This window comes from Mogibacterium timidum ATCC 33093 (assembly GCF_000525775.1).
GTDB lineage: Bacteria > Bacillota > Clostridia > Peptostreptococcales > Anaerovoracaceae > Mogibacterium > Mogibacterium timidum.
In genome coordinates, this window is record NZ_JALU01000024.1 from 92,841 (window position 1) to 119,363 (window position 26,523).

The window sequence follows — 26,523 nt, forward strand, 5'->3', positions numbered from 1 at the left end:
GGTATTTTAACAAACAGATATTGTATTTGCAAGGCTTTAAGGTCTTGCATAAAAGTCTACAGCTACAGTTCCATACCTCTTTTTCTTGAATTTGACGAATCCCGACAATGCATCAGGTAAAAGATTATCGTCAAGATGTTCGACGATAATCACACCGTCGCGCGTCAAAATCCCGTAACCATCAACGAGTTCAAATACTTCACCATAATATCCTGCACGGTAAGGAGGATCTACGAAGATGAGGTCAAACTCCTTATTTGCAAGCGTTAGAGACTTTCTAAAATCATTATTAAAAGTTGAAGATTTTTCTTGCGCTTTGCAATTTTTGATGTTTTCCTGGAGGATTTTATAATTTTTTCTATCTCCTTCGTTGAATACACAGTGCTTTGCACCGCGGGAAAGCGCCTCGAGACCAAGCGAACCCGAGCCGGCAAATAAGTCCAGAACCAGCGCTCCTTCCACTTTGCCAATGAGAATGCTGAAAACGGCTTCACGAACCTTCTCCGTAGTCGGTCTCGCGTTCTCGGGAACCTCTATACTTCTATATTTATATTCTCCTGAATTTATCCTCATCATTAATGTACCTCATACTCGCTTCTCGGCAGTTTAGTACCGCGAGCAAAACTACCCGAGCAGGTAATTCCTTCTATATTATATTGCTGTTATCTTGTAATACCGCTTTTGCTGACCTAAATTTAAGCTGAGATATATCAACCGTGCTCTTATCTTCTCTATCTGATGCAGTTGCTATCTCCTCCGCGTCATTAGTCGCAAGCTTAAGTATCCTCTCGTAGCCAAACAGATCATAAAAGCTATTTCCGGAATACCCATGCTGCATTGTTCCCATCAGATCTCCGGCGCCTCTCAGCCTATAGTCTTCTTCACTTATCTCAAACCCGTCACTCATGGTGACCATAGCATTCATGCGATTTACGGCATTCTCCGAATCACTATAGCATATCAGGTAACAATAAGATTGTTTATCACTTCTACCGACCCTGCCTCTGAGCTGATGCAGCTGGGCTAAGCCGAAGCGCTCTGAATTCTCAATCACTATAACCGTAGCTTCAGGCACATCAATCCCTACCTCTATGACTACAGTTGATACAAGCAACTCGATTTCACCAATGGCAAACTCATTCATAATGCGTTCTTTCTCCAGCTTGTCAAGTCTGCCGTGAATAAGACCAAGGTTAACGTCATTAAACCTACCTTGCAACTCCTCATATAATGATGTTACGGAAGCTATATCACTATCATCGTTCTCATCAATAGCAGGTGCAACTACATAAGCACGATATCCGCGTTTTATTTCCTTGTAAACCTCTGTATAAGCCCGTTCACGCGATTTGTCGGTAACGTATCTGGTGATAATTTCTTTTCTATTTGAAGGCTTGCTCTTGATAACAGAAAAATCCATATCTCCAAATACCGTAGCTGCCAGCGTTCTAGGGATTGGAGTTGCCGACATAACAAGCACATTTACGGCCTCTGCCTTACCGGCGAGAATCTTTCGCTGATTAACACCAAACCTATGTTGCTCGTCAGTTATAACCAGTCCGAGCCGTTTAAATTCGACATCATCCTGTATAAGAGCATGTGTTCCGATAACCACGTCGACATCGCCATGCGCTATTTTCTCAATCAAATCTCTACGTTCAGCTGCCTTTAGTCCGCTTACCAGCAACACCACTCTGATCCCGTAATGCCCCAGCTCTTCGCTAAGCTTATTGAAGTGCTGTCTAGCCAATATTTCTGTCGGTGCCATAAATGCAGACTGCCATCCTGCGCGAGTAACACGAAATATTGCAGCTTCCGCGATTACTGTTTTACCACAACCCACGTCTCCCTGAACCAGTCTATTCATAGATATCGGGCTTGTCAAATCCTGTTCTATATCTTTTATTGCGATCTGTTGACCTTCAGTTAGAACAAAAGGCAGCTTTTCATAAAAGCTGTGCATATCAACCGTGTCTATAGCAGAATCGCCATAAGCGTTATCCCTGAGCATCCTGTTACGGATTATCGAATACTGAAATGACAGCAGCTTATCATAAATCAGTCTAAAACGAGAACGGTTGTATGCAGCTGCATTTTCCGGAAAATGTATATTTTTGTATGCGTAGGATTCCTCAACCAGCTTATTGCGCTCTATGAGCTCACGCCCGATCCATTCGCATGATTCATCGAGTTCATCACAGACGCTTCTTATAAGCTTAGTCAGTTCATTAGAAGTAATACCGGCAGAACGTCTGTATAAAGGAACTATGCCTCGGACGTCTCGAGCACTTCCGGTTAGAGCCATCTCCGGATTGACAATGGTTTTGGCACCATTTCGCCATTTCATCTTACCGAACAACGTATATTCAGCACCGAGTCTGAGATTTTTGTCTAAAAAGGGCATATTAAAGAATATCGCATGGAATACCCCGCTCTCGTCTCTCAAAGAGCACTCGAGCATAGTGCGTCCACCACCTATCGAACGTAAACGTTTATTTACCAGAGAACCGCCGATTAAAACGTCTTTATCCTCCTGAACATCCATAAATGGTACGCGCTCTATCCTATTCTGATATCTAAACGGGTAGTGCTCCAGCAGATCATATACGTCGACAATCCCCATTGACTCTAGAATTTGCTGTTTTTTGGAACCTACGCCTTTAATTTTTGTCACGCTGTCGCTTAATTTCATAAACTATCCATTTGTTCTGACCAGTTCTATATCACGTTTCACCAAACGGTCAGACATTACCCCTTTTATGCTCGCTTTAATTTCTGTTGGCTTATCGAGAGCCAATATCGCAAAATCACGTTCTATGTTGTCAAACACCGCATTAGCGACATCGTTAATGCTCTCCCCAAATTTGACTATAATATAGAAGACAACCTTGATCCCTTCATCTGTCTCCTGCACATCAACCGAGGGCAGCATATCGCTTATGCCTGAAAAAAAGCCTCGCTTTAGCTGCTTACCATTACGACTGCATGGATATATGATATCACTGTATTTCAGTATCTCATCCAGGATCAACTTGCTAAGCACTTGCTTACCGATATTAACTGATCCATATTCAGACTTTGTGAGTAGAGCCATCTCCGCCTCCGTTATAATGCTTGTAAAGCTTCCCGCATTTAAAATGCCGCACATCTTTATTACTTGTTACCATGAGATTATATATTAATATTGATACGTTAGCGATTGGATTACTCAGTTTTTCATAAAAAAAGTCTTAAACGGCGAGCCGTTTAAGACCAAATCTCGGGTATATTGACTAAATGGCACGGTTTACTTTGCCAGATCTCAGGCAACTCGTGCAAACGTTTGCCTTTCTGACCGTACCGTTCTCGTTAATTCTTACAGACTGAATATTAGCATTCCACTTTCTTTTAGAATGTCTGTTAGAATGAGAAACAGCGTTTCCCGAAGTCTGACCCTTACCGCAAACTTCACATTTTCTGGACATTTGCCGCACCTCCTTGTTTATAAAATAGTCGCGTTCATTTGTAACGCGATGAGAATTATAACATAATAGTTGCACTGCGTGCAAGGCTTTTTTGTATCATTAACATGACCCTTAAATGTCAATAGTAAATTTCAAAATAATTTCAAAATTATTAAATTTAGTAATTGTATTATGCTATTTAGTCTATTTGATTTATTGTTTATTTGAATTTATTACTTATAACAAGGTAAAATGCATTACATGAATGTAATAATCTATAAAACTACACGTAAATAATAGAGATACTAATGTGAATATCTCCGTTTTTTCTGATACATATAAATGAACTGTGAATAATCATAATTTAACGTAACTTAGCTAATTCTTCTTCAAAAAGCACGTAGGAACATTTTCCCTTAAATAACCTTCTCGGGTAGAAGTTTATCCATTCTTCTACGGTCTTAACTTTGTCTCTGGTAAGTATCTTGTCAAAGTCTGCTCCTTTTGGAAGCCATCTCCTTATTAAGAGGTTGGCGTTCTCATTAGACCCTCGTTCCTGTGGTGCTCTTGCATGACAGTAATATACTTTTGTTCTTTTACCCACTCTATTAATTGCCTTTTCCAGTCCTTCAAAGTCTTTAAATTCGGATCCGTTATCTACAGTAATTGTTTTAAAAACCAAATAAAAACGAGCACCAAGACGCTTTTCTATTCGGTTAAGAGCTTTAGCCACTTCATCAGCAGTATGAGATTTCAACACTTCAATAATTTCATATCGTGTTTTTCGTTCTGTTAAGGCAAGCGCTGTTTTTCTGTTAGTGGATTTTCCAACCACGGAATCCATTTCCCAGTTTCCAAAGGTCTCTCTACCAAGGACAATTCTATCTCTCTTTTCGATAGATGTACCAGGAGCAATCCGTTTTTGGACAACTTTCTTTTTCTTTCTTTTGTTGCTTTTACCATGTCTAGGTAAATCAACCATGCTAAGGTTCTCAAAGTATCCTCTCTTTATTCCTGTATATAAAGTTGTATGCGAAAATACCATTTCATCAAAATATAGCCCATCTTCCTTAATACCAAGAAGTACGGCTTCAGGGCTATATTTGTACTGTACTATCATGGTTTCAACGTATTTTTTAAACTCAAGATTACGCACGAGTTTAGGTGTTCTTCCCTTTGCTTTTAATGCATCCCTGTAATTGGCATGAGCAATTTCCGGCGAATATCTAATTTCAGTAGTTAAATCTGTATTTGTATGCACATAAGTTGCTCTCTTTATTTCATAATAGATTGTCCTTAAGCTGCAACCTATAGCATCAGCTATATCTTGCTTCGAGAATTTATTTTGTAGCAGCATCCTCTCAATAGTGAGGCGGTCACTATATGTCAAATGTTTAAATTTCCTTCCCATGCGAATACCTTTATACTAAATTCACTATTTACGTTCACACTCATATTTTATATTAATGAAGGCTTTTCATTAATGTATTCCATTCGCAAATCCATAAAAAAAGAAGGGGAAGGCATGAACCTTCCCCTTAGATATCTAGTCTATATTTGAACAAGTAACATTTTTAAAATACTCTGTACAAGTTCTATTTCATCATCTGCACGCATTAGCGGTCTATGAATCATCCTCCATTTACCGCCACTCTCTACTGTAATAACCCCTATGTATTTTAGTTCCTTCAAATAACTACTGTATTTATTCTGTATAAGATTTTCCTTTTCAGATGGAACAACTATCCAAGATTTATGTACATATCTTGAGTTTTCTTTTGCTTGAAGAATAGCTTTTTTAATATCTGTTAGCTTAAACTCAAAAGCGTTGAACTGCACCTTATCTTGAAATGTTTCAACAGTAACAAGATCTGCATCTCCATTTCTAATGCTGCATTCAAACTGATATCTTAATGCTCTTCCTGAATAGTTATAATTCTTCCAGAAAGAGTCCTTTAGTTTCTGCTCTGTTAGAAACATTACTCATCTTCCCCCAGGAGCTCAAAATCAAAGATTGTCACGTTAAGATACAGTTTTTCCTTTTCTTTATCATAGTTATTTTCAACCTTTGCATTTGTTAGGATAATCTTATCCTTGTTTTCAAGTTCTGTAGCCTTATCATAAGCATCACCTACAAAGGCTGCATTCCAAGATGAATACTTTGCTTTTTCGTCTTTTGTCTTGCCCTCATAAGTAGAAATCCTTGCTGATACGGTATTCTTCCTATTTTCAGCTTTCTTTACATCAAATACTCTTGCTTCCTGTTTGCTGCTTATGTTCATAAATTTACCTCACTTTCCAGTAAAAAAAGAATTTTTCCCAATACCATAGTTACCTTAAAAAATACTCAAATACCTTTCAGAAAATCAATATTTCACCTTCTTCATGCCGAAAGCACCCCTTCTCTTTCTGTAGCTCTTCATTCCAGTCCTTAGCTGCTTCAGGAATGAGCATGGAGACAGAGATATCCTGGTTAATACTTTCTATGTGCTTTTTCATTTCTTTAGCAATTTCTCTTCCTTTGTCATCGTTATCAAAAGCTAGGAAGACAATATCATAGAGAGTCTTCCCAAGGTGATATCCCAGTGCTTCCCTGCTCTTTCCAAGTCCGGACACAGATAAATAGTTATATTCCTGGTGGTTTTCTCCCTTTTGCTCTTTAATATCCATCATTGACATTGCATCTATAATGCTCTCTGTCACTATGAGATTCCTAGAGCAGTTATCAATAAAAAAAGAATGTGAATAATCACATCCGGATACATCTCCTACCCACTTCTTATCTGTATTTGTTCCACGAACTGTAGCAAATACAGACTTTCCGTTTTCGTCTCTTGATACGAATACACAGTTGTTACGTTCATCCTGATACAGCATATCCCTATCTACCATTTCCTGGACTATTTTCTGATTAATGCATCGTGTCTTTACAAGATATGCAAATACATTCTTCATATTTCTGGCTTTCGCTGGTAGGATTAGTTCTTTTTTCTTTTGCGGAACACTATCCTGTTCTTTATATACTTTAGGAAGCTCTATCTCATCACATAAAAGCTTGATTGCTTCACCGCACGAAACACCTTTAAATGCCATAACAAAATCTATTACAGTTCCCCTATCTCCTGTCGAGTTTCGGAAGAATATGTTCTTCCTGGGATCTATCCTTACGCTATCATGTTCCTTTAAGGTGTAGTAGCTACCAATCTTAACCGGAGTAAAGCCCATCTGCCTTGCATACTCTGTGATGCTTATTTTCTTAATTTCCTCTAAATCGGTTTTCATATCTAGCCTTTCTGAATTAATCAAATAGCAGTACTATTTCATCGCCTGTCCAAACAGCGGTTGCAGTAAATTTACACGCTTTCTTTGTATTCCAAAAACTATCTATTGTAACCATTTCGCCTCTATATAATGCTTCCCTCTCTTCCTTTTTCCATGCGTGATTTTGTGTCATAAGGGGGATTCCTTTCTTGAAGTGCCATATGAAACTGCCCCTATAAGCTTCCTTCACAAGAAGACCTATTACATTCTCTCCGCTTTCTAAGGTAAGTTTAACCTCTTTTCCCTTTAGTAAATCCTGGATATCTTCATCATCAAATTCATAACCTTGCCATACCTTAGGGAATCCATTCTCAAGTATTTCACCTGTTGGTTCATATATCTCACCTTTTCCAATTAACTGTAAACTCATTTTTCTTTCCTCTCAATATATTTTATCTATTTGAAGTAGAAGTTCTTTTTTAGCTTTACATATCCGCCGGCATGAATGACTACAAGATGATTAGTGAACTCTTTCCATTCTTCCGGCTGCACTGCAAATTCTCTCTTCTCATTCCCACGTTTATCATGCCCCTGTTCTCTTCCTACAAGCTCTGAAAAATACTGCCTTGTCGAGCTATCATTAGCAGATAGAACCACTATATATGCTGAATTGTCTAGGATAACTCGCCTCTCTTTTTCACTATATACAAGGTCAATATCTGCAAGTGACTGTGTGAGAATGCATATGTTAGCTCCATTTTTCCTAAACTTCCGAAATGGAGACAGAACCTCAAAGTGCCCGATAGAAGCAAATTCATCCAGTGCTACAAGAATCCTCTTATCTTTTCTTTTGTCGTAAATACGCCCTGAAATATATTCCATCACTTGTCCTGAAATAACCCTCATAAATGTCGAATAATATTCCTGTTTCTTATCCGGGATCTTGAGAAATAGGTGTATATCCTCAAGCCTTGCCGGGTATATGGATTCTTCCCTTTCATATAACGGTCTTCGAAGAATTTTTTCCATTTTAGGGTTATCTGCAAATAGGCGTATCTTCTCATCTAGGAGAGATTTAGCACCTGCCAGATTTTTTTCATTCTCTCCTCTTAACGATTCTATATATCCTATAGCCCTCTCATGCTCCGTCAATTCAATCTGATCCCATAGTTCCTTATAGCCTGTAAAGTACACCTGCTTGCAGATTTGTATAAAGTCCATACCAATACTATAAAAAGCTATCATTGCAGCTCTAAGCATCTTCCTAGCTGTGTCCGTAAAGTATGCTGTAGCATCCGCTGCATTTGGCTTCTTGTCAATAATTATATTTACAAGCTCCTCTATCTTCTCTCTCTGCTCATTTATATCCGCTATTCTGTCTATTGAGTGGAAAATGTTATATATTCCACTCTCATTCGGATCATCAGGAGATAGTATTACCTTGTTATCACAATCAACATTCTTTGATATATCTCCTGAAATATCTATTGCAAAAAACGAACCGATCCATGCTCTTAAAGATGGAATCAGAAGTGCAGATGTTTTGCCTTTTCCTGAACCACCAAATACAGATATGTGTCCTTCAGCTGAATCAGGTAAATAGACCTCTTTTCTTCCCTTCTTTCCAAAGATAAAACCGTTTCCATGTTTATCTTTAGATAAATCGCTTCCCTTTAAGCTCCTGCTTATCTTATTTTGTCCTGTTATCTTAGATGCACTATTCAGCATGAATCTAATAAAGGCTGCAAAGAAAAAAATAAGAACAGCACAGATTATGCACAGCATGTATAGCTTATATACGTTAGTCATTAGTTTTCCTCTCTATATCATATTCTGTATCTCTAATAATATTTCGTTAAGAACCTTAAATAGAGCTAGCCTTGGTTCATCATAAATAAGAGTTATAACTGCAAGGCTCATTAACACAATGCTTATAACAGTAAAAATAACACGAAATAGACCCTTTACAGTATCGATGGCTACTTCACCATTTCCCTTTTTCTTTATAATAACTGTTCGCTCTTTCTCTTCTTCTCGCTGCTTTGCATCATAGAGATTCTGAACGAATTCATTTACAGTCTTGTTCTCTTCGGTAATTATTTCCTCAGCAGCTTCCAGATCTTCCCTTCTGTTATTTTCATAATATCCTACAAGTATCTTTTCAAGCTGATCCTTCTGCATAGATAGGCTAAGTCCAGCGTTAATAAAATTCCTTATCTGCTGCGCCAGGCATTCCTTTACTATCTCGTTACCTGGATTATCTGTATCAAGAACGAGTATTGGAACAGCCTTATTCGTCCTGTAGATACGCTTTATAGTATCGGCAATCTCCTTGCCATCGTTATAGTATTCCCGGCAGTCATAGAGGATATATCCTGCTTCTTTTGCAGAATGCAATATATCGTTCTCTTGCTTTCGTATATCAAAGTATTCAGGCAGATATTCAATCTGTTCATTTAATCTATTAAGCATGACTTCTGCTAGTCCGCCAAGCTTAATACTATTTCCAACAAATAAGATCAAGTAAGTCCCCCTCCTTTCACAGTGCTATTAGGCGTATATTTTAGATATGACGGTCGTTTCTTTTCTTATCATATGGATACATGCCTTTATAGCACTAATTCTCTCTCAGGCTCTTTAAAAGCTTTTTCTGCGCTTTTATCCGTTCTATATATTCCTGTTTTTCGCTCTCATAATTTTCCTTATCTTTTCCAAGATTTATTATCTCTGCTTCTATATCCTGAATTTTTCCCGTTGTCCTTTCCTGTTCATCTGCTGTCTGATACTTCATATCCCTTTTAAGAGCATTTATTTTCTTCTTTGCAAGGGTTATTTTTTGCTGAGTTTTCTTAGCTGCTACATCCTTTTTTTCCACCTTATATTCATATCCCTTTATCCTACACCTGGAAGCATATATTCTATAATCCTTATTGCTCCTATTCGAAATCTTATGAACCTTATGCATCACCCTATCCTGTGAATAAATGCTACTACTCGATCCATTGCAGCGTATCATTAAAGATATGTCTGTAAATCTTGATGGAACTTTCTTAGTTCGAATAACAAGGATATTCCCCTCTATATCCCTATGCACTTCTGTAGGGAGTATGTTGTCTCCAGATCTACAAGTAAAATTCCATTTTGTCTTCTCTGTAACATTAAGATTATCCACATCGAAGACTATCTCAAACATCTTGTCATTAGGTGAGTAATCCCAGGTATCCAGGGTAAGTGTAAGATTATCGAACTCAACAGAATCTCCAGCTATGGTTAGTTCCCTTGTTTTATATACCTTTGGGAAGGTGTAATTGCTTGTGTAGAAAAAGATATAGCCTATCAAGAATATACACATAAATATCTTTAAGTTTCTGTCGCTCTTCTGTCTTCTCTTCTCATCCGTCTTTATCTTTTCTTTTATGAATCCGTTACTCATCTTCTTCACCATCTTTACCGTAATACGGTCTATATACTAAAACATCCTTTTTCATCATAACTGCAAGGCTCTCATAGTTCTTTCTTCCTTTGTTATATCTAGACGGCATAATTAAATATGCTGCATTAAAAAGGGAAAACAGCATATATGGGATAAATAAAAGCTCGTGTACTGCTCCTTTAAACATATATGCAATTATTAAAAACCCAGTTAAAAAGAATAGATCCGATAGATTGAAATGTTTGGTTGCTTTAGTCTTGGATTCAATATTTGTAATAACATTGGTATTTGCCATATTCTATCCTTTCTTTTCATAGTAAAAGGGATGGCAGTTGCCATCCCTTTATCTAACAATACGTAAATTTAATTTAATCTAAAGCACCCTAAGCGACCCATGCATCTTATCCAGTTTGTTAAGGATAATATTCCTATTTTTTTCGTTAGCTTCTACAAGTTCAAAGTTCTGTTTAATAAGAATGTTATTTTGCTTAACTATTACATCCATCATCCTTAAAAGTTCAGCAAATTCCTCTTTATAACACTGTTTTTCTTCCATTACTCTTTCTCCTTCTTGTTCTTATTCTTATCTAACGAGTTATATACCTGCATGGCGTTGTTATAATTTCTCTCTTTATACTCTGCCCTTGCATTCTCAGATGGTTTCTTAGGCTTTTCTCCATTAAACACCCTGTCCATATGTGAGTGCCAGTCTTTCCGCTCTCCTATAGGAGCTGAGTTGTCCGGAGCAAGCTTTTTAGACAGCTCCCCGGCAGACATGTTAGAAAATGCATCTGTTAAGTTTTCTTTTCCGCCACCCATAGCAGCATCCATAAAGCTAGTATCCATACCATGCTCCTTTAATGGATTGTCACTGTCCATGCCCTTAGGCGAATTTCCGTTGTTATCTCCTGTAAATCCATTTTTCATATCTTCGGTGCTTCCATTAATTCCGTCTTTAATAGTAGCTTTAAGATTATCTCCGTTCTTTGCGGCATCCATTTTCTTGCTTGCCTTTCCGGCTAAGCCCATAAGCCCATGACCGCTGTGTCCCTGTTTCCCTGCTTCGTAAGACCTCGCAGCCTGTGATACTGTATTATTTCCTGTAATCGCACCTTTAATAGGACTTGTAAGTGCACTTTTAGCCATGAAGCCTATTCCCATAGCTCTTGCTACAGAAGACTGAAGCCCTGCATCCATGCCGAGAATTCTCTGTGCTATGTTCGGTCCATCTATAACTATATATGCTAGAAACAGCAGAAGTATACCTCTTGTAAGTCCATCTGCTTTAGTAGTTATATATGCTGAAAATACATTGTATAGCTTTATAGATAAGACCGAAATGCATAGTGCGATATATGTATCTCGTATAAATCCCAGTATCTGCTTCATACGTTCTCCAGATGTAACTACGCCCGCATACATATATGACATTATTCTAGCAGTTACAAGCTCGTAGGCAATTCGCATATTTTTGTAAGAAAGCCCAAGATATAAGACAACAAGAGAACCAAGCTCCAGAATACATGTCCAGAAGTCAAAAGTGTATCTATAATAGAACTCATTCCCTATAGTCGTGCCAAGCACGCCTGGATAATTTTCAACCAGGTTACCACCAAGTTCCCTGTACTGGATGACATTGTTAAAATCACTGTTCCAACCATATGCATTTTTGCCTACGCTCTCATCTTTCCAGTTAAGTGTTTCCGCATAGTTTATCTGCTTAAACGTATTTTGAGTCTTTATTGCTTTCTTTGCTCCACCATATTTTTTAAAGTTAAGACCTTTAGATGCGTTTAGATTCTGAATTTTAGTCTTGTTTTCAATCTTTACTAGATCAAATATATTATCGTTTACAGTCTCATATGCTTGTTGAGACTTAGCTGTATCATAAACACCATCTTTAAAGGATGTCACAAGACCATTCGCTGTTGAAAATAGCCATGCAGAGCAACTGACCGCAAGTACAAAATATATGAAGTGTGTTGCAATCTGCGGTTTATCTTTTCTGACCATTATGGATATACCTAGTAGTATTATACATAGAACAGTTATTGCCACAAGCACTGGTCTAAGCTTCACAAGTAGATTATTTATCTCAGGATAATTGGTTAAATCAATAAATCCAAAGGTCTTATCATATACATTTTGGCACGCATCTACCATTTTACAAAACAGTCCTATGATTCCCCAAGCAATCTTCCTTATTCCGGTTGCCATGGCACTGTTGTTTTCTAGCAAATCTGCATTATTCATATACCAGTTTTTACCGAATATGCTCTGCACTGCTGCTTGCTCGGAATACCTAGCAAGCTCTCTATCTACTTCTGCAAAAGAAGAAAAATAGAATGCACTCATAAGTACAGTGCCAACTGCAAGAATGATGCGCCAGTACATTCGGTGTTCTTTAATTCGTTTTATCATCTTACCCCCTTAATTCTCCCATGCGGAATCATCATATCCGAGGTTTTGCCATTTCTCATAGCTAGCTTTATGGTAAGTCTTTCCGTCAAATATAAGAGTATTATCATCTACGATTTTAACAGTATGTTTTCCCTTATATTTCGAATGTTCTATTACCTCATCTCCCGGCATAAGAGTTACATTTATAGTGTTTCCGTCTATGACCTTATATGTGCTCCAGCAGCTTTTAGATGTAAGTTTTTCATCTTTACTTTTTTCTGCAATTAAAAGATCTCCAAATGGAGTAAATAGTCTTGCTTCTTCACCATCACCGCTATCTCTTTCCCAAGCTGTCTCTTTAAGACTTTCCTTAAGTTCATCTGTTGTCATGTGATTTTTATGAAGCATTGGGAAGTAAGCCATAACAGCAACAAGGATTAACATAATTATCGCTCCTGTTAGCTTAACCTTTTTTCCTTTAATTTCCGTTAGTGTCACCATTTGTATTATGTCTCCTTTTCTTACGGCTGGTATATGAAGCCTTGGAATCTGAATTTACCACCGGAATACCCTGAAGCCTTTGTCCAGGTCTGCATCCAAAATAGTCTTGTTCCACTCCAACCGCTATTAGAAGTAACAACATCACCATTTGCTTTTACTTCTTCTACTATTGCTACATGACCGGCTCCACCTGTTGAATAGTACCAACATATAACAGCTCCTACTTTAGGTGTACTGCCCTTTTTATATGTATGGCAGTTAGGATACCATGTCCCAGCGTTTCCCGTAGGAAGGGTTGGTCTTTTCCCTAGTATTTCGCCAAACCGCCCAAAGGCATACCATGTACAATTATGGTATCCTGGTTTTGCCCCAAGCTGTACCCATGGGTTGTACGATGCACTGAAGAAAAATGGATTACCTGCTTTTGGATATGATGTCCTTGCATCTTTCATAGCTCCTGCACTTATTTCTTCATCTGGTGCAGCTTCTTCCGATGTGCTGCTTTTTTGGTTTGAAAGTACAGCTGTCATAGAAGATATCTCTGTTTCAACACCAGCTGTTAAGACAAGAAGAAATATACCCATAGCAAAGATTGGAACTCCAACAAACACCATCAGTTTTTTAATTAAAAGAAGTACTCCCTTGCCCGCTACTCCTGCACCTTTTGTGCCATATCTAGCCAGATTTCTTTCCCTGTCCATTATCTTCCACCTGAGAACAGCTGCTCTTCATAGTCTTTAGACAACCATTCTTTGAATGCTATAGATCTGTCTCCTGCTATAGAAAGCACCGTCTCACCTGCTTCGAGAAACGGTATGCTTTCTATCTGTGAATAAGTCATTCCGTTTCCAAATATCTTACGTATATGCTCTTTAGCAGCGGAATCCTGCTTGAACATGAACTTGTACTGTGAATGTTCAAATAGAATTCTAATCTTCTCAAGATCCTTGTCTGATGCTTCCGGCATAAAATCACGGATAGACTGAGAAGCTAGGATTATGCCTGCAAAATATTTTCTCGCTTCTCTCATGTAGCGGATTATCATGTCAAGTATAAGCGGCATCGACGTATTCACCCATCGATGCGATTCATCTATTAATATAATGAACTTGGTTATATCTTCCGACCTTACAGTTCCAGATTCCCAACGTTTCTTCATGACAGTGCCATTAGAGATAGCGTTGTCCCAACATAACGACACTATGTTCTGCATCTGAGCTGTAAAAACTTCTCCCAGGTCTTTGATATCTGATATATCAAAGGAGACTATTTTTTCATTGGTTATATCTACTATTGCCGTATAACCATCAAACATATTTCCATAGTTGTTTATAAGCATATCTACAGCTCTTAAGATGTCGTTAATATACTTTGCTTTCCCCACATTAAGACTCTTTTCAACTCCTGTTTTAGACACTTTATCCATATCATTTACAATAGCTAAAGCTTTAGCCAGGTATACCCTAAAATCGGATAATGTTGGATATTCGGACGGTTCCTTACCGGTAATAATATTTCCGTTATCCGGTAGTAAATCAAATATTCCGTATAGTTCTCTAAGCTGATTCGCAAGTTCCTGCATAAGGTCATCTGCCATAGAAGGAATAATGCATTTAAAGAATGACTTTAGTTTTGCTAAATGATTAGAATAGCTTGTAAATTCATCTTCTCCGGAACGTAGTATTTCAAGCGGATTTAATATTCCGTCAAGTCCGTTGCATTTTATTACCTTTCCACCAAATTCCTGTACAAGCGGAGTAAATTCTCCTGAAACATCAAATACTCTTATGAAATTCCCTATCGATGCATGATGTTTCAATCTCTTCTTAAGGTGTGTTGATTTGCCAGACCCCATATCTCCACATACTATAGCGTTATAATGTTTACGCTTTGCTGTTTTTGTAAATTCATCGAAGAGTACTGCCCCTCCAGCATTGGAAAAGCCAAGCAGTGATGCTTCTGGATCTAAAAGCTCCGAGTAATTGAACGGAAAACCATTACCAAGCTGCTCACTTGTGAGATTAAGTCCTCTCATCATGAATGGCTTTTTGTGTGCTTCTCTATATGATTCATAGAGAGAACAAAACTCTGTCTTCTGTTCATTTAGAAGTGTGGTAGTCCTGTATCCTTCAGCTTCTAGATTCTTAAATATCTCAGAGCACCTTTCTTCAAGTTCTTCCCTGGTTTTTGCTTTTACAAAGATCCTAAAGTCACAGAGCTTTATAACCTCACCCATTCTGGTGAGATCATCATATAGATCTTGTAATTCTCTTCTTCTCTTTTCAGCATCGTATAAGTCCATATAGTCTTTAGCGTGTGCTCCCCTGGAGTATTCTTCTGTGATTGATCTGTTTATATTCTTTTTTACCTCGTTCATATCCTTGGAAGACACATCAAATACGCATATGCTGCTGGGCACGCTGAACAGCTTTGCTATCCAATAGAAATTGATTGTATTCGGAAGCTCGTATATATGCAGGCACCTTATATATCCATCGCCTGCTGTTATATATGACGGTTCCTTGAATGTTATTCCTCCTTTAGGCTGAATAACTGTAAATAAATTCTCATCTAAAATATCTTCATTTTCTTTTCTCTCTACTATATATTTGTCATCTTTCTTCATGGCTTCATCCATAAGGTCTATAGTTGTATTCATATTGTTAAACTTGGTAACTATCTGTATTTTTTCATTTTTCGTAATTTCTGTTGTTAATCTTACCGTTCCAGCAGCCGTATATTTTTCTAAAAGCTCCTTATTCTTGATAAATTCTTTCTCGTTATCTGCAAAGAAAAAAAGATAGAAGTTTCTGGTATTAATGTTGCTGTCACACAGTTCAAGTTCCCTTATCTGCCGGTCTATCCATTTTATTCTGACTTCATCTCTTGCCTTTTCACGATATTCAAGAAGAACACTTTTCTGCTTGTTCGTATTCAATGGGAAATTCATAGATACAAACTTCATGTCTATCTCAACTGTCTTAAATGCCTTATTTAAGTTCATCCTCTCAATCTGTTTCTCATCCTCTGACATATTTCCCAAATCTCTAGGTATGATTTTTCGTATATCCATATATCTTCCATTTTCAAGCTTAAAGGTTTCTAAACTATCATCGTATTCACGGATAGGAATAATATCTAGGCAGTTTCTAATATCTTTTTTCTTCCCTTCTTTTTTTCTCTTTTCTTTTTCTTCCTTATCCTTCTTTTTAAACTTCATAAATAATCTCCTTATGAAAAAGGGCGACAAAATTGCCGCCCGTCCTCTGATATTTACATGAACCATCCCATTACAACTTTACCTAGTGATGCTGCTCCAAAAGCTAATGCAGCACCTATAAGGGTATATGTTATATGCGACTTAAACCTTCCTCTTCCTTCAGCTCCATCTACCATAGTGCTGATTCCACCTATAATTATCATTAGTACAAGTATAGCTCCAGCAAGTGGCTGTAGTGCTGAGCAAAGATTATATATTCCATTGATTAATCCGTTCATTATTTTCTCCTTTATTTAAGTTCTTCTTCGAGAGTATCTTCACATAACTCTCTATAATAATTTTCTTCTTCCATCTCGTTTACTAGTTCGGAGAGTCTTTCAGCCTCGTAGATAGCCTTCAAGGCTATTCTTGTCAGAAACTGTTCATAAGAACAATTTGGCTGAATACTTCCTAGAAATACTCCACGCTCTGATGTAACCGTGTAGTATTTTACCTCTCTATCAGCGTGTTTTTTGCTGTACTGGTCTCTATCGTAGTGACCCATAATGCACACGCCTTGTTCTTCTGCGAACTTTTCTATTTTCTTATTTAGCTTACTCATTTTTGTTTCTACTAACTTTTAGTACGTTATTTCTTCTGTATACTCTTTGGGGCAAGTCTGATGTTCTCTTTTCTTAGATTCCATGTATTCATAATTGGCTGCATCCACCGCTTTCTTAAGCTCGTCTATATCTATCCTAATAGATTCAAAATCCTTCTTCTCACGGTCATATATGGAGACATTTACAGCATTGTCTTTTAGGTAGTTCCTGTCATATTGTGCAACTACCATATTTGAATTGAATTTGTCCTCATATACAAGTTTCGGAAAAATGGTTGCTCCAGATAAATCCATATCTCCAACCACTACTCCCTTTGGCATCTTGAGAGCGTTATATTCCCTGTCGTTAGATGGGTCTATTCCTCTATTAAGATATTCCTTATACACTTTTATTCTTACATATTCACCAGATGAGGCTTTCTGCTGCTTTTCATTGACATTTTCTATATCTTCTGTTGGCAGTTTTGCTTCTTCTTTGTATCCTAATAACTGTTCTTCATACTCCTTTAGCTTCTCCGGTGGTAGCCACTCTGGTATTTCTGGAAGTTCATCATACAGTTTTTTCATCTCTTCTATATGCCTAACTTCATCGTGATAATATAGGGCATGATTCGCATCTCTTCCGCCATTACCCAGGTAATATTCACAGTCTTGTTGTAGCCTTCCAAGCATCCTGTACTTAAATTCCATTCTATTTTCATCTAAATCAATCATTCGTATTACTCCTTTCTTAAGTTAAAATTCTATCTCCATTTCTTCATTCTTATGTTCCAGTCCAGGTTCTTCAATATGGTATCTTTCAGAATATTCATTAAAAGTTTCCAGTGTAAAATACCTTGTTTTGGCTGTTAAAAGCTGCTCTGGCACTGCATCTTCTAATATCTCCAGGGCTTCTTTTTGACTTCTTATATCAAGGTGTTTCATAAGCTCAATAGCATCCTCTCTATCTTTGCTATATGATCTTCCCGAACTCAATTTCATGGCAAGCAGCTTATCTGCTGGCACTGAGTAAACCGTAAGATTAGATAATCCTATAGGTATAAATTCTCTTTGCCAATTAAAGTCTATATACCCTTTTACAGCATCGTTTAGCCAATCTTCTTTTAATCCGTTTTCCGTTCCAACTTCTGAAACTACATTTCTAAATTCGCTTCTATCACTGCTAAGAAGCACAGCATCTACATCTTGAGTGACCCTATCTCTACTAAAAAGAAGAGACATTGAGGCACCGCCGGAGAGAAGTATACTTGCGGATTTACCCCGTTCATGTAACTTGTCATTTACTTCAGACAGCAGATTTAAGATATCTTTGTCTGTAAGTTCCTTCTTTTCCATATGCTTTCCCTTTCTTGTTGCACTAAAAAAGGACGGTTTCCCGTCCTGTGCTACTGTCTATTGAATTGTAAATGCTATGCCCTGCTCATGCAGTTATCTCCAAGGAATAGCTTCCTCTTCTTAAACTCTGGTATAGCCGTATCTTTAAGTAACTTCCTGTATTCAGGTATCTTAGCACCTGCATAGTATTCCTCATCCAGGAAGCAGTTACTGTCATACACCCAGTTAGGAACAGTAATATTCCTTTCTTTTGCCAGAACTTCAACAGAAGCTGCTATAACCGAAAGCTCAATTGGTTTCATTGTACCGTTTAACGGCTTATCCTTAATGATATACTCCTGCATCTCTCTTCCGCCATCTTCTCTATCCAGTTCTCTAAACCTATCTAGGAAGTTACCGTATGCAGTATATCTATCTGTCTCGTCTATTTCTTTCATATAGTTTTTCGTCTCGATGATATATGGTGGAAGTATCATAGCTGCTCCTCTTCTTTAAAACTCAATTTCTCCATCTCGCTCTATTGTAACATTTTCCTGTTCAAAGGTCACCTCACAAACAAACTGCTGCATATAATCCGCAGCATCATTTGCCTGTGAAATTGCTTTCATGAGAACTTCCGGATCATCCTTAATAGATTCAATCCAACTGTTTACGTATGCTTTATGATTATCCATGTTCATATCTTCTATGGAAATCCCTGTTGTTTCAGCCATGAATGCAGATGTAATTTCTGCTACAAGTTCTTCCTTTGCATAATCAGGTGAACCAAAAAATCCGCTCATATCTCTACTAAGTCTAGATTCATGCCCTGTTGCGTGACCTAGTTCATGAAATGCTGTAGCGTTATACTCAGTGTCACTATCAAAGACTTCAGGAAGCGGCATATGTATATCATCTGTACTAGGTCTGTAAAAAGCCCTGTCTTCACCATCATTATGAATTTCCACATTCATCCCTTTAGAGATTTGCTCCAGAACCTTACTAGGCTCTATCTCATTTTTAGGGAGTTCAAGTTCCGGGATTCCATTAATATTATCTCCGTTGAAAACGGTGTAATATCTTGCAGTCAACGAGAAGTCATCGGGTTTACGTTCTCCTTCAGCAATGAGTCTATCTCTTTCCTTAAAAGATATACCCTTCTTTTCTTTTAGGTCGTAAGGAAACCAGTATTCAACCTTTGCACCTTTCGAACCTTTTTCCAGGTGATAGTCGGCATCTTTAATTTGCTTAAATGTCATCCATCTAGGGTCTGCATACCCTCTAACCACAGAAATCATGCTAAGGTAGAATTTGTTTAGTCCTTTATATGGACTATTTGTATTAGCGTTTCTCATAGCTCCGGCAGTAACCCATCCACGCTTCCAGTTTAAGCCTTCTTCAGAAAGTCCTTTTACAAACATGTCCGCTACTGACTTTCTAAACTCTTTGGTCTGATTACTTGCCATCTTCATCTCCTTCTAAATCATCCGGAGAAAGGTTCTCATCATCAACAAAAACTGTGATGCCTTCTTCAATCTCGTATTCTCGAATTAACCTCTTTGTGTCATCTGAAAGTGTCATGTTTTACACTCCTTCCTCTTCCTCTCTTTTCTTTCTTTTGAGGAAATACAGAATTAAAGCAATTGCTATAGCAAGAACCAGTATTCCTGCCCCAATCAGAACTTTCTGCATTGTTGTTAATCCAGCCTGCTCATATGTAGCAATTGCTTTTACCTTATAAGGACTTAGATAAACTGCATTTGCGGTATATCCATCCCCATCTGTTCCATCTACATATGTTGCGGTATAATCGCAAACATTAGATGTTCCTGTAAACCTAGCGGTTCTGATTAATGTATTTCCACTAACTCTGGATCCAGTCCAGCTGCCGCTGGTAATTCTATATGCACTTGCATCAAGATTCAGATAATTTAGTATGTCTGCCTGGTAACCATTCCATACCGGTGCGCTTGCATTATAAGGCCATAGCGTGCCGGTGTTGGCAAAGTAGAAATACTGCGCTCCAACATCTCCCCTAAATTCACCATCTATTGTTATAGGTTTTCTGTAAACAGCCCCTTTAGATACGGATTCGAGAGTACCGGTAAAGGTGTTACCTTCTTTATCCTTGACCGCTCTAGTCTGATCTGCTTTGAAATTTTTAGGGTCTCTAGCTGAATATACGTAGATACCCTCTTTCTTATTTTTCTCAAACTTGGTGTTGTCTTTATCTAAAATAAAAGCAACTTTCTTACCTTTTACCTTGAAATTCTTTGTTCCCGGAGCTTTTTCTTCGGTTAAATTCTCCAGCTTAACATTCTTTATTTCAGCTCCCTTATCTGCTACAAGCTCATACTTTATATTCTTAAGCTTGTATGTTTTGCCGTTTTGCCTTATTTCCTTATCTGCTGCATAGTTATAATCTTTTGTTTTGCTATAAAAGATATCGGTTTTTGTAATATCCGTGTTTGCCGCATAGCTTAATGCTGTACTTACAAAAACCATAATCAATGCAAAAAATAAGGAAACTATCTTATTTGCTTTTGATTTCATTCTCAAACTATCCTTTCTACAAGATAAAAGGGATGCCGAAACACCCCTTAAATATATTAGTTATTCAAGCTCTCTTGCTCTTTTCTTAGCTCTAATTGTAACTACCAAAAGCATTGATGATAATCCAAATACCATTAATGCCAATCCCAGTGCAAGAGGATCACCTGTTTTAACTAGACCGTGACCGCCATATGGATATCTGACATCCAGTCTACCTATAGATACCGTCTGGTTACGGTCTGTTATATCACTATGTGTAGCAATCTTAACACCATCATTATACATATCTTCAAAGACAACAGTTGTTTTACCCTGAAGAACCTTTGCTGGAAGTGCAAACTCCACTTCAATGCTGCCAGTATTACGTGTAGCAGTAAATGTTTTTTCAGCAGTAACTTCTCTACCATTGACAAGAAGCGGCTGTCCTGTAGCCTTATCCATCAGCTTACCCTTAACTGTGTACACCTTGCCAATAGTTAGGTTTTTGTAGAACACTTTATCCACTATAGTGATATTACCGTCTTTAAGCTTTCCAATCTGCTTTACATCTGCTTTTGTATGAATATTTGGATAGTCAATAGTCTGATTGATGTCGGTTATATCGCTGTGAGTAGCAACTAATTTGTCATTATGATACATATCTTCAAAGACAACAGTTGCCTTACCCTGTCTATTAAGTGAGTTGTAGGTGTATTCAAGATCCACACTTCCACTCTTTGATGTAGCAGTAAAGGTTTTAGATGCTGTGATTTCATTTCCATTTTCATCTTTTATTGGCTGCTTTGTAGCCTTATCCATCAACTTACCCTTAACCGTGTAAACCTTGCCAACAACAAGATTCTCATACTTAACGGTATCTACAATAGTTTCATTAGCACGTGGCATACCCAGGTTGCTATTTGTTTCTCTCGATTTAGCAGTTGTGCCAACTTTTGGGAAATGTACAGACTGTCTTTGAGCATCTATATCTGCATGGGTAGCAATTTCCTTGCCATCATAATATAGATATTCAAAGACAACAGTTGTCTTGCCGGCAAGTACAGTGCTGTCTACCTCGTATTCCAGGTCAACGCTACCACTTGCACCGTCTCCGGTAATGGTAGAGTTATTCTTTGTTACAGTAAATGTTTTTTCAGCAGTTATTTCCTTGCCCTTAACTAGCAGTGGCTGCCCTGTAGCCTTATCCATGAGCTTGCCCTTAATGGTATATGTTTCACCCTCAGACAGCTCCTTATATCTAACAGTATCTATAATCTTAATTTTCTTACCATTTGATCCAACATTATCTGTTGTGGCAGCATCCATAGCAGTAGTGCCAATCTTAGGCACTAGTGGCTGGTTGGGTTGCTCCGGGGTATTGCCAAAATTCAGTTTCATCAACAAATCATTGGTATCTTTATCAATCTTATATGTGTAAGTTTTAGAATCGACCTTGTACCCTTTAGGAGCTTTAGTTTCCTGAACGGTGATAGTTCCTCTTGGGATGACAATAGCTCCATGTTCATCTTTAAAAAATTCGTCGCTACCCCCTAAAGCATACTTGTCACGCAACTGTGCAAGGAATTTTCCATTGTTTGATCTAATCGTTTTAAGTTTCCAAGTTCTAACTGGTGTCAATCCAGATACATCATTAGCTATTGCATCATAATATTTGATTGTAAATTCAGCATTTGACATATCTGCATTTGGATTTAGATACCCACTTCCATCAGATGTTTTTTCAAGCAAAATACTAATAGGATCAAACAGCGGTTCATCTTTAGATACTACCCATGAGGTATTTCCGGATGTTACATCAACCGTGTAAATTTCTGTATCTAATCCGTATCCATTAGGAGCTTTGACCTCTTTTACATAGTATCTGCCGGCATCCAGTTCTATTGGATCTGTAGAACCATCTTCTTTAGTAGTAAACATTCCAACATAACCAGATCCGTCACGGTTCTTTGAAACATAATATTCAGCTCCAGCAAGACTGTACATATTCTTGCACTGTTCAGTTAAGGTCTTGTTATTCTTAACTTCCTTCACAAGCTGCAATTTGCCTTTTGGATTATATACACCCCACATCATATCCTGTCCAGAAGCAGTAGCCTTATATACAGTATATGCAGAAGGATCAGGCTGCGAATTTACATAAGACATAAATGCGTTTAATCCGGCAGGATTAGTAGCGGTGCCTCTACCGCCTAAAGCATTAAATCTATTAGATAATGCCTGTGAGGTTATAACAGTACCGGCTATTTCGGTTCTATTTGTGTTACTCCCCCAAACTTTATATTGGCTATTGTATGACGGGCTGGAAAAACCGCTCCACTGAGCCGGACCTTTATAACCGTAATAAAGTATCTTCCGTAAAGTGCTATCACTTACTGTATATCCTGTCATGCTTCCTGTAGTTGGTGTACGATCATGTTCTGCACAATAGATTGCTCCACCGTATACTCCAGATGTCCCAGATGTAAACAGTCCATACTTATTAGGGTAATATCTTCTACCGCTTGAATTATACCCATATTGGTATTTATCAAGCTTCACATATGCACTCATGCTCGATGCCGGTGCTCTGAATAAGCTAACACCACGCATCATCCTTGCTTGCACCTGTGTTGAACTTCCTAAGCTCTCTCCGCCTGTAAAGCTAATATCTACACTAGGGTTAGCTCCTGTAATCTTAATATATACAAGCTTACAGTTATCCCCATATGCGATTTGCTGGGTTACCTCCGCATCTTTTGCATTTATATTAGTCTTGTTTCCATCCAGGGCATACGTAGATAGCTCAATCTCATCTCCTACAGTAGCCTTTAGTGTAGCTGTTTTTCCTGCATATACTTCTTTTGTAGTTTCATCTGCTGCATTTTTCAACTTAGCATTAAAAGATCCATTACCCTTATCTGTTAGATTAACGGTAACTGATCCATCTTTATTCTCATCACCTTTAGCAGCATCCGAATTAGAAGTTGCTGAAGCTTCCACAGCTTGACTTTCTAAATTACCAGTGGCTTTAGTTTCTTCAGCGGACTTATTCTCATTTATTACAGTATCTGCACTATTACTTTCTGCATCTGGTATAGTCTCTGCAAAAGATACTGCACCGGGAGCTATCATAATTATTGTCATCAAGATTCCCATAATTGACGACAATTTCTTAAACCTTTTCAATAGGATTCTCCTTTCCTTGAATACGTAGATTTAACATTTAATATCTTTTTACTTGCAAATAAAAAGAGTGCACAATGCACTCACAAAGAACTTCATTCTTCCAATAATTTAAATATTAAGTCCAAATCATAACTAATTACTCTCCTCTCTTATCTCATACATCTATATATAAATAGCGCACTAAAAAAGGAGCATTGCTGCTCCTTAATCTGCTATCTATATTCCCAGTGTCCCTGCTCCGGATGACTTACCGGATATGGAACTTGTCTTGTTCCTGTTTTTGTTACTGCTCCGAAATTGATAGGATATCCTTCGTCTCCCATTTTCTCATAATAAGCATAAGCCTGTGCATAAGTAGCAAACTCCTTACCGTCTGATGTTCTATACACGGTGTACTGATATGTTTCAGTCCTGTACTTCGTCTCCGTCCAAGCTGGCTTATCTACTACCCATACACGCTGCTTTGCCTTGCTTGGCGGTGTACTTGTATTGCCAGCTCTTGAGCTTGCTTTAGTTGCGTTATTGCCACTTTTAGCTGATTGTGTTTGCTGTTTAACCACTTGCTTTGCTGCCGGTGTAGACGTCTCCACTTGCGATGACGTAACCTCAACGGTTGTTCCTGATACCTCGGTAATCTTACCGTTTATCTCAGTTGTTAAAGCATCAAAGTCTTTATTGCTATCCAGCTTCTTAAGCTTCTCCTTGTAGCTGTTCAACACCTTATTCGCTTCCTTCTGTTTATCTTCAGGAAGAGCTTTAATCTGCTCTTTTACAAGCTTTGTATAGGTATCTATCTTTTCCTTCTTTGTGGCAAAGGTCTTGAGGTCTTTCTTAAACTGCTTCATAACCTTTTCCGCAGCTTTATCATCCTTTGCCTTCTTTAAATCCTTCTCATATTCTGCCTTAAAGTCCTTTACAGCATCCCTATCCTCTTGCATATATGCCTTTAAATCTACAGCCTTTACTTTATCTAAAGCTTCATCTTTTACGGATTTTCCGCAGCCTGTTAATGCTATTCCCAAAACTAATAGCATTGATATTATTGTTATTAGTCTATATTTTTTCGCTTTCATGTTCCTTCTCTCTTTCTAGCTGATGCTATAATTGATTATATAGTACAACGATTCTTTATTTTTATCCATATTCTTTCTACAAATCGCATGCTCCTCTTATAACCTAAATCTCTATTTCATTTTCAACCGTTACAGGTTCTGTGTTCATATCTGTAATATGTTCCACAACAGAACTAATATCTGTTCCATGCTCTATAAGGTAGTCACGCTGCATCTTGAGTTGTTTAACAGTCATGTTGCCGCCATTCTTCTTAGTGATACCTGTATGCACTTTTGCATCTATTCCCTGTTTATCCAGATATTTCTGTAAATCCGGATGAAAAGTTACAAGGTCTTTTCTTGTGAGCACGCTGTCATAGGAAAGCTTCTCATATTTAATATCTGCTTCCGCCTTATCTCTGTACCTTCTAACAGTCTTTCTCGAACAACCTATATCTCTCGCTGCCTGAGATACAGATACATCTCTACCATGTTCTTTATAGTACCTAACAACATTGACAAGATTCTTGCTTGGAATGTATTCCGTAATTGGTGTAAATAGAATATGCATGTGCGGTTCTCCGGATTCATCCTTATGCACCGCAGCAGTGACTATATTCTTTTCACCGCCATACCTATCCGCCACAAATTCATAACAAGCCTTAAAGAAATCTTTCTCTATTTCTGGCTTAATATCTGCCGGAGCAGTAATAATCCAACCAGCCATTTCGTTTACATCTGCCCTGTTCATAACATGTACTTCAGACAAACGTTTTTTAAGATACTGCTCCGGAGCTTCTTTTCTTTCTGGCTCAAGGGTATAGTTAAGATGCGATTTATCTGTATCAATATCTGCGTTCTTGTATCCTGAATTCTTCCTAAGTACATGTCTAAACTGATTATTCCTGGCTTCACTTTTAAATTTGGTAACTGCTCCCATATATCCACCTTCCCTCAACAGCTAATTACCTTTAGCTATAACATACACTTTTTCTAAATATTAGTTTTCTTTTAAGTCGTATTCACGTTCATATTCACGCTCCTATCTCGTCTCTATAGCGCTGGAATGGGCTTTTCGCCCATTCCCTAACCTTGATATATTTCACGCTTGATATCATCCAGTAGTTCATATACTGTTCTCCCTACTTCTTCTAAATCCTGAAGTAATGTGTATGGAGAATCTGGAACACCCCTTTTGCCATGCATTGGATACCAAAGTTCAAATTCTTCTTCCGCATCATAGCTATCCCACCAATCATAAAGCTTTTTATATAAATCGTGCCTTCCACAAATTCCATCAAGCTCTATAACAACATCCTGTCCTGCTGTATCCGTCCAAAACTCAATCATTATATCCCCTTGTGGATTATCTAAATCCACATCCTCGTTATAGAGGAATGGAACAAATTTCTCCAATACGTTGCTTAGCATCTTAAAACTCCTTTCAATTACTCGCTCCCCTCTCGGTGAACAAGTTTTGTTGTTTTCTGTTAGCTGGCAAAGAAGCGGTATATAAAGCTAAAAGCAAGTGGTCTTACTAGACGGTGGAGAAAAAGCATAGCTTTTTACAACCGCTTGCC

General features: G+C 37.9%; 30 protein-coding genes. All 30 read right to left on the reverse strand.

The window, feature by feature from the left end; all coding sequences use genetic code 11:
• Positions 1–36: 36 nt before the first annotated feature.
• A complete protein-coding gene (gene rsmD, locus HMPREF0581_RS06710) occupies positions 37–576 on the reverse strand; it encodes a 16S rRNA (guanine(966)-N(2))-methyltransferase RsmD (RefSeq protein ID WP_051426963.1) in 540 nt (179 codons plus the stop codon).
• A gap of 70 nt (positions 577–646) precedes the next feature.
• Positions 647–2,692: an ATP-dependent DNA helicase RecG gene (gene recG, locus HMPREF0581_RS06715; RefSeq protein WP_051426964.1), complete on the reverse strand. Its 2,046-nt coding sequence runs from the start codon at positions 2,690–2,692 to the stop codon at positions 647–649.
• 3 nt (positions 2,693–2,695) lie between these two features.
• Positions 2,696–3,094, reverse strand: a complete 399-nt coding sequence (locus HMPREF0581_RS06720) for an Asp23/Gls24 family envelope stress response protein (protein ID WP_009644649.1) — start codon at positions 3,092–3,094, stop codon at positions 2,696–2,698.
• A 178-nt stretch (positions 3,095–3,272) separates the two neighbouring features.
• Positions 3,273–3,464 (reverse strand): 50S ribosomal protein L28, encoded by a 192-nt coding sequence (gene rpmB / locus HMPREF0581_RS06725; RefSeq protein ID WP_036381550.1) that lies wholly within the window; start codon positions 3,462–3,464, stop codon positions 3,273–3,275.
• A 343-nt stretch (positions 3,465–3,807) separates the two neighbouring features.
• Positions 3,808–4,854 (reverse strand): IS30 family transposase, encoded by a 1,047-nt coding sequence (locus tag HMPREF0581_RS06730; RefSeq protein ID WP_036381553.1) that lies wholly within the window; start codon positions 4,852–4,854, stop codon positions 3,808–3,810.
• A gap of 140 nt (positions 4,855–4,994) precedes the next feature.
• On the reverse strand, positions 4,995–5,423 hold the full coding sequence (locus HMPREF0581_RS06735) for a hypothetical protein (RefSeq protein WP_036381556.1): 429 nt from the start codon (positions 5,421–5,423) through the stop codon (positions 4,995–4,997).
• A complete protein-coding gene (locus HMPREF0581_RS06740) occupies positions 5,423–5,725 on the reverse strand; it encodes a hypothetical protein (RefSeq protein WP_036381559.1) in 303 nt (100 codons plus the stop codon). Before HMPREF0581_RS06740 ends, HMPREF0581_RS06735 begins: the two co-directional genes overlap by 1 nt.
• Positions 5,726–5,801: 76 nt before the next feature.
• Positions 5,802–6,725, reverse strand: coding sequence for a DUF3991 and TOPRIM domain-containing protein (locus HMPREF0581_RS06745; protein ID WP_051426965.1), 924 nt, complete (start codon positions 6,723–6,725; stop codon positions 5,802–5,804).
• Between the two features lie 16 nt (positions 6,726–6,741).
• Positions 6,742–7,134: a hypothetical protein gene (locus HMPREF0581_RS06750; RefSeq protein ID WP_036381562.1), complete on the reverse strand. Its 393-nt coding sequence runs from the start codon at positions 7,132–7,134 to the stop codon at positions 6,742–6,744.
• A gap of 26 nt (positions 7,135–7,160) precedes the next feature.
• The gene (locus HMPREF0581_RS06755) at positions 7,161–8,513 is read right to left on the reverse strand and encodes a type IV secretory system conjugative DNA transfer family protein (RefSeq protein ID WP_036381564.1); all 1,353 of its coding nucleotides are present in this window, start codon (positions 8,511–8,513) and stop codon (positions 7,161–7,163) included.
• Between the two features lie 12 nt (positions 8,514–8,525).
• Complete coding sequence (locus HMPREF0581_RS06760) at positions 8,526–9,227, reverse strand: hypothetical protein (RefSeq protein WP_036381567.1); 702 nt, start codon at positions 9,225–9,227, stop codon at positions 8,526–8,528.
• 94 nt (positions 9,228–9,321) lie between these two features.
• The gene (locus tag HMPREF0581_RS06765; RefSeq protein ID WP_169731151.1) at positions 9,322–10,137 is read right to left on the reverse strand and encodes a hypothetical protein; all 816 of its coding nucleotides are present in this window, start codon (positions 10,135–10,137) and stop codon (positions 9,322–9,324) included.
• On the reverse strand, positions 10,130–10,432 hold the full coding sequence (locus HMPREF0581_RS06770; RefSeq protein ID WP_036381573.1) for a DUF5592 family protein: 303 nt from the start codon (positions 10,430–10,432) through the stop codon (positions 10,130–10,132). Before HMPREF0581_RS06770 ends, HMPREF0581_RS06765 begins: the two co-directional genes overlap by 8 nt.
• A 78-nt stretch (positions 10,433–10,510) precedes the next feature.
• The gene (locus HMPREF0581_RS06775) at positions 10,511–10,693 is read right to left on the reverse strand and encodes a hypothetical protein (protein ID WP_036381574.1); all 183 of its coding nucleotides are present in this window, start codon (positions 10,691–10,693) and stop codon (positions 10,511–10,513) included.
• Positions 10,693–12,558 (reverse strand): pLS20_p028 family conjugation system transmembrane protein, encoded by a 1,866-nt coding sequence (locus HMPREF0581_RS06780; RefSeq protein ID WP_036381577.1) that lies wholly within the window; start codon positions 12,556–12,558, stop codon positions 10,693–10,695. The genes HMPREF0581_RS06775 and HMPREF0581_RS06780 overlap by 1 nt, the downstream gene beginning before the upstream one ends.
• Before the next feature lie 9 nt (positions 12,559–12,567).
• Complete coding sequence (locus HMPREF0581_RS06785) at positions 12,568–13,038, reverse strand: hypothetical protein (protein WP_036381580.1); 471 nt, start codon at positions 13,036–13,038, stop codon at positions 12,568–12,570.
• Between the two features lie 20 nt (positions 13,039–13,058).
• Positions 13,059–13,739 carry a CHAP domain-containing protein gene (locus tag HMPREF0581_RS06790; RefSeq protein ID WP_036381583.1) on the reverse strand — a complete coding sequence of 227 codons (681 nt, stop codon included), beginning with the start codon at positions 13,737–13,739 and terminating at the stop codon, positions 13,059–13,061.
• Entirely contained in the window at positions 13,739–16,258 is a 2,520-nt protein-coding gene (locus tag HMPREF0581_RS06795) for a VirB4 family type IV secretion system protein (protein WP_051426966.1), read from the reverse strand. Before HMPREF0581_RS06795 ends, HMPREF0581_RS06790 begins: the two co-directional genes overlap by 1 nt.
• 53 nt (positions 16,259–16,311) lie before the next feature.
• Entirely contained in the window at positions 16,312–16,536 is a 225-nt protein-coding gene (locus HMPREF0581_RS06800) for a hypothetical protein (RefSeq protein ID WP_036381586.1), read from the reverse strand.
• 11 nt (positions 16,537–16,547) lie between these two features.
• Positions 16,548–16,859 (reverse strand): hypothetical protein, encoded by a 312-nt coding sequence (locus tag HMPREF0581_RS06805; protein WP_036381589.1) that lies wholly within the window; start codon positions 16,857–16,859, stop codon positions 16,548–16,550.
• 18 nt (positions 16,860–16,877) lie between these two features.
• The gene (locus HMPREF0581_RS08390) at positions 16,878–17,573 is read right to left on the reverse strand and encodes an LPD11 domain-containing protein (protein ID WP_051426967.1); all 696 of its coding nucleotides are present in this window, start codon (positions 17,571–17,573) and stop codon (positions 16,878–16,880) included.
• A 21-nt stretch (positions 17,574–17,594) separates the two neighbouring features.
• Positions 17,595–18,194, reverse strand: a complete 600-nt coding sequence (locus HMPREF0581_RS06815) for a DUF6036 family nucleotidyltransferase (protein ID WP_036381591.1) — start codon at positions 18,192–18,194, stop codon at positions 17,595–17,597.
• 74 nt (positions 18,195–18,268) lie between these two features.
• The gene (locus HMPREF0581_RS06820) at positions 18,269–18,670 is read right to left on the reverse strand and encodes a hypothetical protein (protein WP_036381594.1); all 402 of its coding nucleotides are present in this window, start codon (positions 18,668–18,670) and stop codon (positions 18,269–18,271) included.
• A 15-nt stretch (positions 18,671–18,685) separates the two neighbouring features.
• On the reverse strand, positions 18,686–19,639 hold the full coding sequence (locus HMPREF0581_RS06825) for an ArdC family protein (RefSeq protein ID WP_051426968.1): 954 nt from the start codon (positions 19,637–19,639) through the stop codon (positions 18,686–18,688).
• On the reverse strand, positions 19,629–19,754 hold the full coding sequence (locus HMPREF0581_RS08985) for a hypothetical protein (protein ID WP_276324513.1): 126 nt from the start codon (positions 19,752–19,754) through the stop codon (positions 19,629–19,631). Before HMPREF0581_RS08985 ends, HMPREF0581_RS06825 begins: the two co-directional genes overlap by 11 nt.
• Before the next feature lie 3 nt (positions 19,755–19,757).
• Positions 19,758–20,726: a hypothetical protein gene (locus HMPREF0581_RS06830; protein WP_036381597.1), complete on the reverse strand. Its 969-nt coding sequence runs from the start codon at positions 20,724–20,726 to the stop codon at positions 19,758–19,760.
• Positions 20,727–20,786: 60 nt separating this feature from the next.
• Positions 20,787–23,891, reverse strand: a complete 3,105-nt coding sequence (locus tag HMPREF0581_RS06835) for a VaFE repeat-containing surface-anchored protein (RefSeq protein WP_036381600.1) — start codon at positions 23,889–23,891, stop codon at positions 20,787–20,789.
• A gap of 212 nt (positions 23,892–24,103) precedes the next feature.
• The gene (locus HMPREF0581_RS06840) at positions 24,104–24,964 is read right to left on the reverse strand and encodes a hypothetical protein (protein ID WP_036381603.1); all 861 of its coding nucleotides are present in this window, start codon (positions 24,962–24,964) and stop codon (positions 24,104–24,106) included.
• Between the two features lie 103 nt (positions 24,965–25,067).
• Positions 25,068–25,883: a plasmid recombination protein gene (locus tag HMPREF0581_RS06845; protein ID WP_036381606.1), complete on the reverse strand. Its 816-nt coding sequence runs from the start codon at positions 25,881–25,883 to the stop codon at positions 25,068–25,070.
• A 146-nt stretch (positions 25,884–26,029) separates the two neighbouring features.
• Entirely contained in the window at positions 26,030–26,374 is a 345-nt protein-coding gene (locus tag HMPREF0581_RS06850) for a hypothetical protein (RefSeq protein ID WP_036381609.1), read from the reverse strand.
• Between the last annotated feature and the right edge of the window lie 149 nt (positions 26,375–26,523).

What these genes read in the sequence shown, in the direction of transcription:
- HMPREF0581_RS06735 (WP_036381556.1), bottom strand. Translation starts at nt 5,423, where the DNA reads ATGTTTCTAACAGAGCAGAAACTAAAGGACTCTTTCTGGAAGAATTAT.
- HMPREF0581_RS06790 (WP_036381583.1), bottom strand. Translation starts at nt 13,739, where the DNA reads ATGGACAGGGAAAGAAATCTGGCTAGATATGGCACAAAAGGTGCAGGA.
- HMPREF0581_RS06850 (WP_036381609.1), bottom strand. Translation starts at nt 26,374, where the DNA reads ATGCTAAGCAACGTATTGGAGAAATTTGTTCCATTCCTCTATAACGAG.
- HMPREF0581_RS06765 (WP_169731151.1), bottom strand. Translation starts at nt 10,137, where the DNA reads ATGAGTAACGGATTCATAAAAGAAAAGATAAAGACGGATGAGAAGAGA.
- rpmB (WP_036381550.1), bottom strand. Translation starts at nt 3,464, where the DNA reads ATGTCCAGAAAATGTGAAGTTTGCGGTAAGGGTCAGACTTCGGGAAAC.
- HMPREF0581_RS06770 (WP_036381573.1), bottom strand. Translation starts at nt 10,432, where the DNA reads ATGGCAAATACCAATGTTATTACAAATATTGAATCCAAGACTAAAGCA.
- HMPREF0581_RS06750 (WP_036381562.1), bottom strand. Translation starts at nt 7,134, where the DNA reads ATGAGTTTACAGTTAATTGGAAAAGGTGAGATATATGAACCAACAGGT.
- HMPREF0581_RS06795 (WP_051426966.1), bottom strand. Translation starts at nt 16,258, where the DNA reads ATGAAGTTTAAAAAGAAGGATAAGGAAGAAAAAGAAAAGAGAAAAAAA.
- HMPREF0581_RS06830 (WP_036381597.1), bottom strand. Translation starts at nt 20,726, where the DNA reads ATGAAATCAAAAGCAAATAAGATAGTTTCCTTATTTTTTGCATTGATT.
- HMPREF0581_RS06745 (WP_051426965.1), bottom strand. Translation starts at nt 6,725, where the DNA reads ATGAAAACCGATTTAGAGGAAATTAAGAAAATAAGCATCACAGAGTAT.
- HMPREF0581_RS06800 (WP_036381586.1), bottom strand. Translation starts at nt 16,536, where the DNA reads ATGAACGGATTAATCAATGGAATATATAATCTTTGCTCAGCACTACAG.
- HMPREF0581_RS06730 (WP_036381553.1), bottom strand. Translation starts at nt 4,854, where the DNA reads ATGGGAAGGAAATTTAAACATTTGACATATAGTGACCGCCTCACTATT.
- HMPREF0581_RS06740 (WP_036381559.1), bottom strand. Translation starts at nt 5,725, where the DNA reads ATGAACATAAGCAGCAAACAGGAAGCAAGAGTATTTGATGTAAAGAAA.
- HMPREF0581_RS06825 (WP_051426968.1), bottom strand. Translation starts at nt 19,639, where the DNA reads ATGGCAAGTAATCAGACCAAAGAGTTTAGAAAGTCAGTAGCGGACATG.
- HMPREF0581_RS06805 (WP_036381589.1), bottom strand. Translation starts at nt 16,859, where the DNA reads ATGAGTAAGCTAAATAAGAAAATAGAAAAGTTCGCAGAAGAACAAGGC.
- HMPREF0581_RS06815 (WP_036381591.1), bottom strand. Translation starts at nt 18,194, where the DNA reads ATGGAAAAGAAGGAACTTACAGACAAAGATATCTTAAATCTGCTGTCT.
- HMPREF0581_RS08985 (WP_276324513.1), bottom strand. Translation starts at nt 19,754, where the DNA reads ATGACACTTTCAGATGACACAAAGAGGTTAATTCGAGAATACGAGATT.
- rsmD (WP_051426963.1), bottom strand. Translation starts at nt 576, where the DNA reads ATGATGAGGATAAATTCAGGAGAATATAAATATAGAAGTATAGAGGTT.
- HMPREF0581_RS06720 (WP_009644649.1), bottom strand. Translation starts at nt 3,094, where the DNA reads ATGGCTCTACTCACAAAGTCTGAATATGGATCAGTTAATATCGGTAAG.
- HMPREF0581_RS08390 (WP_051426967.1), bottom strand. Translation starts at nt 17,573, where the DNA reads ATGATTGATTTAGATGAAAATAGAATGGAATTTAAGTACAGGATGCTT.
- HMPREF0581_RS06845 (WP_036381606.1), bottom strand. Translation starts at nt 25,883, where the DNA reads ATGGGAGCAGTTACCAAATTTAAAAGTGAAGCCAGGAATAATCAGTTT.
- HMPREF0581_RS06840 (WP_036381603.1), bottom strand. Translation starts at nt 24,964, where the DNA reads ATGAAAGCGAAAAAATATAGACTAATAACAATAATATCAATGCTATTA.
- HMPREF0581_RS06755 (WP_036381564.1), bottom strand. Translation starts at nt 8,513, where the DNA reads ATGACTAACGTATATAAGCTATACATGCTGTGCATAATCTGTGCTGTT.
- HMPREF0581_RS06775 (WP_036381574.1), bottom strand. Translation starts at nt 10,693, where the DNA reads ATGGAAGAAAAACAGTGTTATAAAGAGGAATTTGCTGAACTTTTAAGG.
- HMPREF0581_RS06820 (WP_036381594.1), bottom strand. Translation starts at nt 18,670, where the DNA reads ATGATACTTCCACCATATATCATCGAGACGAAAAACTATATGAAAGAA.
- HMPREF0581_RS06780 (WP_036381577.1), bottom strand. Translation starts at nt 12,558, where the DNA reads ATGATAAAACGAATTAAAGAACACCGAATGTACTGGCGCATCATTCTT.
- recG (WP_051426964.1), bottom strand. Translation starts at nt 2,692, where the DNA reads ATGAAATTAAGCGACAGCGTGACAAAAATTAAAGGCGTAGGTTCCAAA.
- HMPREF0581_RS06785 (WP_036381580.1), bottom strand. Translation starts at nt 13,038, where the DNA reads ATGGTGACACTAACGGAAATTAAAGGAAAAAAGGTTAAGCTAACAGGA.